General features: G+C 68.0%; 7 protein-coding genes and 1 pseudogene. 1 reads left to right on the plus strand and 7 read right to left on the minus strand.

What is annotated here, in order from left to right:
• Positions 1–417: zinc-binding dehydrogenase (locus RTM68_RS16850; RefSeq protein WP_312173148.1), on the plus strand; the 417-nt coding region annotated here is incomplete at its 5' end.
• A gap of 3 nt (positions 418–420) precedes the next feature.
• On the opposite strand, the gene RTM68_RS16855 is transcribed toward RTM68_RS16850, so the two are convergent.
• The 7 genes and pseudogenes from RTM68_RS16855 to RTM68_RS16885 all read right to left on the minus strand — a co-directional run.
• Positions 421–705, minus strand: a complete 285-nt coding sequence (locus RTM68_RS16855) for a WXG100 family type VII secretion target (RefSeq protein ID WP_312173151.1) — start codon at positions 703–705, stop codon at positions 421–423.
• Positions 702–1,187: a hypothetical protein gene (locus tag RTM68_RS16860; protein ID WP_312173154.1), complete on the minus strand. Its 486-nt coding sequence runs from the start codon at positions 1,185–1,187 to the stop codon at positions 702–704. The genes RTM68_RS16855 and RTM68_RS16860 overlap by 4 nt, the downstream gene beginning before the upstream one ends.
• Entirely contained in the window at positions 1,184–2,476 is a 1,293-nt protein-coding gene (locus tag RTM68_RS16865) for a putative T7SS-secreted protein (RefSeq protein WP_312173156.1), read from the minus strand. The genes RTM68_RS16860 and RTM68_RS16865 overlap by 4 nt, the downstream gene beginning before the upstream one ends.
• A complete protein-coding gene (locus tag RTM68_RS16870) occupies positions 2,476–2,778 on the minus strand; it encodes a hypothetical protein (RefSeq protein WP_312173158.1) in 303 nt (100 codons plus the stop codon). Before RTM68_RS16870 ends, RTM68_RS16865 begins: the two co-directional genes overlap by 1 nt.
• 129 nt (positions 2,779–2,907) lie before the next feature.
• The gene (locus RTM68_RS16875; RefSeq protein ID WP_312173161.1) at positions 2,908–3,504 is read right to left on the minus strand and encodes an alkylhydroperoxidase domain protein; all 597 of its coding nucleotides are present in this window, start codon (positions 3,502–3,504) and stop codon (positions 2,908–2,910) included.
• A complete protein-coding gene (locus RTM68_RS16880) occupies positions 3,501–4,121 on the minus strand; it encodes a CMD domain protein (RefSeq protein WP_312173164.1) in 621 nt (206 codons plus the stop codon). Before RTM68_RS16880 ends, RTM68_RS16875 begins: the two co-directional genes overlap by 4 nt.
• Positions 4,118–4,700 (minus strand): annotated as a pseudogene (locus RTM68_RS16885) (putative FMN-dependent luciferase-like monooxygenase); the annotation flags it as partial. The gene RTM68_RS16880 and the pseudogene RTM68_RS16885, both read right to left, overlap by 4 nt.

Below are 4,700 nucleotides of genomic sequence, written 5' to 3' on the forward strand. Positions count from 1 at the left end.
CACGATCAGCTGCGCGAGCTCGGTGCGATCCCCGTCGCCTACGGCGAGGGGCTGGCCGAGCGCGTGCGCGAGGCCGCTCCCGACGGTGTGACCGTCGCACTCGACTGTGCGGGCACCGATGAAGCCATCGAGGTGTCGCTCGAACTCGTGGCCGACCGCGACCGCATCGCGACGATCGTGCGCGGACCGGATGCCGCATCGTTCGGGATCCGCGCCTTCTCCGGTGGTTCTCCCATACCTCTGAGCGACCAGGAGCTCGCCTGGCGGGCCGAGGCGCTTCAGGCGACCGTCGACCTTCTCGCTGCCGGCGACTTCACGATCGAACTCGGCCCCGAGCTTCCCCTCGCCGACGCCTCGCAGGCCCACGAGCTCGTGGAGTCCGGAGCGGCCTCGGGCAAGATCGTCCTGATCCCGTAGTCCTCAGGACCAGACGCGGGCGGCCGTGTCGGCTGTGGTCATGGAGATGGAGTTCGCGGTGATCAGTCGCCGCGTCGCTTCGGCCAGCAACGCCTTCATGCCCTGGAGCGCGGTGGTCCACTGCTGCTGGGCCCGGGCGTACGCGCGTTGCGACTCGCCGTCCCATGCGGACTGCAGCCGCTCGACCTCGGATTCGAGAGCATCCAGTTCGTGCTCGAACGCTCTCACGGCGAGCGCGAGCCGCGCGACCGTATCGGCGATGGAGTCGTGACGAACGGAGATCTTCATCGCAACTCCGTGAGTTCTTGCCCCAGGTCGAGTTCGCGCAGGACATAGGGCTGCGAGACGGTATCCGTGAGGTAGAACATGTAAAAGACGGCCGCAGCCTCGTCGGCGGTGAAGATCTCATTCGAGAACACTCGAATCGCGCGGTCGTCGCTCATGGGGATGAGGGTGGTGGTGCCGTCTGCGGGCTCGGGCCTGCCGACCGTGTACAGGTGGCTTTCGCCATCGGGCCCGGGTAGCCGGACTTCGACGGTCATCGCGTCGGCGGAGCCCGCGGCCTGCATGAATGAATCGTTCGCGTCGTCCCGGAACCCGGCGATACTCTCCGGGTCCGCACCACGCCAGATGATGTAGGTGTATTTCCCGCCTCCATCGAGGTGGCCGAGCATGAGTCGCAGGTGCTCGGGAATCGGGCGTCGATAGTCGTCGAACCAGCCCGTCAAGCCGCTTGGCGATGTTTGCGCGAAAGGTCCGTACTTGGTCATGGCAAGATCACCGTCTCTACCTTCGTAATGAGAATCTCTTCCCCGTCGAGGAAGCCTCGAGCCGGGGTACCGCCGTTGACGGCGTCGTCAAACTGTCCTTGCGTGTTGCCGGGCCTCGAATAGTCCTTGAACGCGGAGCCAGACTTCACCTCGATTGCTGTGTAAGTATTCGAACCGTCGCCGTTCTTCTCGAGGCCGTCATAGTATCGACCGTTCTGGGGCGAGCCTTCGAAGTCGACTCTGACCTTCGTTCGAATCACATTGGCGTTGTTTTCCTTCGCGTAGATGTCCAGCCCGAGCTTTTCGCTGTCCGCCCACGGTTTGTTCTGTTGCCCCTTCGCGAACCTTCCCGCGTAATCTCGACCGTCGCCGCGGTCGACGCCCGGGCGACGATCCGCCACGCTGTGGGACTCCTGGGACCACCGGCTGGCAGCATCGCCGATCATCATCGCGCCAGCTCCGGCGATCCCGACTCCTGCGACGACGACTGCGGGAGCACCTGCCAGAGCACCGGCACCGGTGACGGTGACGGCGCCTCCTCCGGCCGCGACACCCGCACCGCCGATGAAAGTGGCAGCGCCGCCGAGGAGCTCCAGAATGATGTCCGGATGCTCCCACAGGGTCTGAGCGGAGATCGCGAGCATGTCCATCGTCGCCAGGAACGGCTGAACGACAGCGACCGTGACGATCGCCTCGGTCATCGCGTACTGCGCCTGCGTCGCAGCTTCCGAATCGGTCAGCGGCATCCGGGCCGCGTCCGCGGCCTCGTCCAACCGGATCGCGCAGTCGCGAGCGTAGACCTCGAGCGTCGCCCGCGCGTTGAACAGGACCTCACGCGCCTCATCGTGGGCGGGACCCGACGGGTCGACGAAGGGCACGTCGACCTCGGGGCGCCGCAGCCCGTGCCCGACGCGCAGCTCCCGCACGTGCGCGCGGTGAGCGGTCAGCGCTGCAGCAGCCTGTTGCTCTGCGTCGTTCCACAGGCTGATCGCACGGTCGGCTTCGTCCTGTGCCCACTGCAGCGCGTCGGCCCAGGTGAACAGTGCACGCGCGCCGGAGAGCAGCCACTCCCCAGCGCGTTTCCAATGCAGCAGTTGGCGCTCGAACCGCTCGAGGTACGCGTCGTAAGCGGCGCCTCTCCATGTGCCGTCGTCATCCACCGCCGCGAGATCATCGCGCACCCGGTCCGCTTCGACGCTGCGGGCCTTCCATGCTTCCGCCGTTGCCCTGACATCCGACACCGACCCCGGCACGAGGTCGATGGACGACTGGGTCTGCCCCAGCTCCATCAGTCGTTCCAGACCATCGCGTCGACTTCGGCCTTGGCCGCATCGGTGCCTTCGTCGAAGATCCGGCCAGTCGTGCGCAACCTGTCAGCGAAGTCTTCGGTGTCGCTCACTCGGGCGGACAGCCCATCGGACCATGCGGTATGGAAGCCCGCAGAGGCCCCGGTCACCCATTCGTGTCCGGCATCTCCGGGAGCCGCCACCTCCGTCGATTCGAGCTCGCCGACGATTCGGCGCGCCTTCGACGCCATCGCCCGCAACACATCGGTGTCGACGTCGTAGGACTTTTCGCCACCTGTCGCCATGCGTCGACGTTAGCAAGCTATACGTCGCCATATGACGACATTCAGAAGTATGCCGATACTCTCGCAAAAGAGACCAGCCCACCCCGACGAGGACGCGTCGGGGTGGGCTGGCAGTGAGTGCTCGTGCGGCTAGGCGGGGGCGACCGGGCGGCCGATCGAGAGCATCAGACGGTTCGCCCAGTTGAAGAACGCCGCGCCGTGGATGACATCGGCCACTTCGAGGTCGTCGAGCCCCGCCGCGCGCAAGCGGGCGATCTCGCCCGATCCGAACGCGCTCGGGGTGTCGGTCAGGGCGACGGAGGCGGCGACCACCGCGTTCCACCGCTCGCCGAGATCGGCGTCCACGCCCTCGTCGAGCAGGCGATCGACGTCCTCGACCCGCTTGCTGTGGTGAGCCGCGAAGCGCGAGTGCACCGATGCGCAGAACACGCAGCCGTTGCGGCGCGAGGCGGCCGTCGCGGAGAGCTCGCGCTCGGCACGGGGAAGGCCCTCAGCGGCGTTGTAGAAGATGTCCTTGTCGACGAGCGTGCGCGCCTTGAGCACCTCGGGGTCGCGCGCCAGCAGCCGGAAGTAGTCGTTCTTCGCGCGGGAGGCGTCGACGAGACCGTCGTAGTGGCGCTCGGTCAACTCCTCTTCGGCGAGCGGCGGGAGATGAGGCGTCCACCCGACCTCCGCCCGAGTGAAGGCCTCGGGGTGCGGTGCGTCGTCGTGCAGAAGCTCGGTCATGCTGCCGCCTCCTCGGAGTCGGATGCCGCGGCGATGCCGGCGGCTGCGAGAACCCTCAGGCCGGTGATGACGCGCTGCTGGAACGCGAGGAACGAGACGAGCTGCGACAGCGTCACGATGCCGTCGGCCGACCAGCCCGCATCGACCAGCCGCTGGATGTCGTCCGCCGACGACTCCCGCGGGCGGAACACGAGCAGGTGAGTGTGCGCGAGTGCGGCGGCGACCCGCTCGCCGAGCACCTCTGCAACCTCGGGCGACGGCGTGTAGCGCTCGCCGTCGGTGTTCTCGTCCTGCAAACCTGCTTCCGTGTACGAGCCGAAGGGACCCGAGACCGCAGCATCCGTGGCCTCCGCGATCACCACGGCCGCGCGCTGCGGGTCCACGGCCAGGGCTCGGTCTGCGTAGAACGTGCCCGTCGCATCCGTGTCGCCGGCGAGGCGGGTGGCGAACGCGGCGATCAGCTCGCGCTCGGCCCGCGACACCTCTTCCGTCGACACCGGTGCGAACAGGGCGTCGAAGCTCGCCTGCAGCTGCTCCCTGGTGACGGGGCGACGGCGCCGCAGGGCATCCAGCTCGGGCGTCAGCCCTACGATCTGATCGACGATGTCGGTGGTCATGCCTTCTCCTTGATGGTGTCGGTGAGGGTGTAGCCGAGAGCAGGGGCCACCTGCTCGGCGAAGAGCTCGATGGAGCGCAGCACGTGCTCGTGCGGTGCATCGACCGAGTGCACCTGGAACGCCACCTCGGTGGCCCTGGCCAGGGTCTCGTCGGCGGCGAGCGACTCGGCGACCTGCTCGGGGGTGCCGAGGTGGGTGTCGAGCGCGACGATCAGCTCGTCGAGGTCGTCGCCCGGGATCGTCTGCCCCTGGCGGCGGAACCCTTCGGCGGCACGGCGCAGCCCGACCTCCGCGAAGCGCAGCGCCTCGGCGCGATCGTCCGCGACGAACACGGTGCGCGAGGCGGTCACGCGGGGGGCCACGCCGTCGGGCAGAGCCTCCAGGTACGCGTCGATGATCGGGTCTTGCAGCGCCGAGAGGGATGCGTGCAGAGCATCCGTCGACCGCGGCTGGGTGCGCGAGAGCAGCAGGCCGTGCCCGTGGATGCCTGCCCGATGGCCGCCCGGTGCCGAGAACGTCGCCTGCCAGATCCGGTCGGCGAGCGTGCCGGCATCCGGATAGAGGGTGTTCTCGGCGCCG

Origin of the sequence: Microbacterium sp. (genome assembly GCF_031988965.1) — a bacterium.
Classification (GTDB): Bacteria; Actinomycetota; Actinomycetes; order Actinomycetales; family Microbacteriaceae; genus Microbacterium.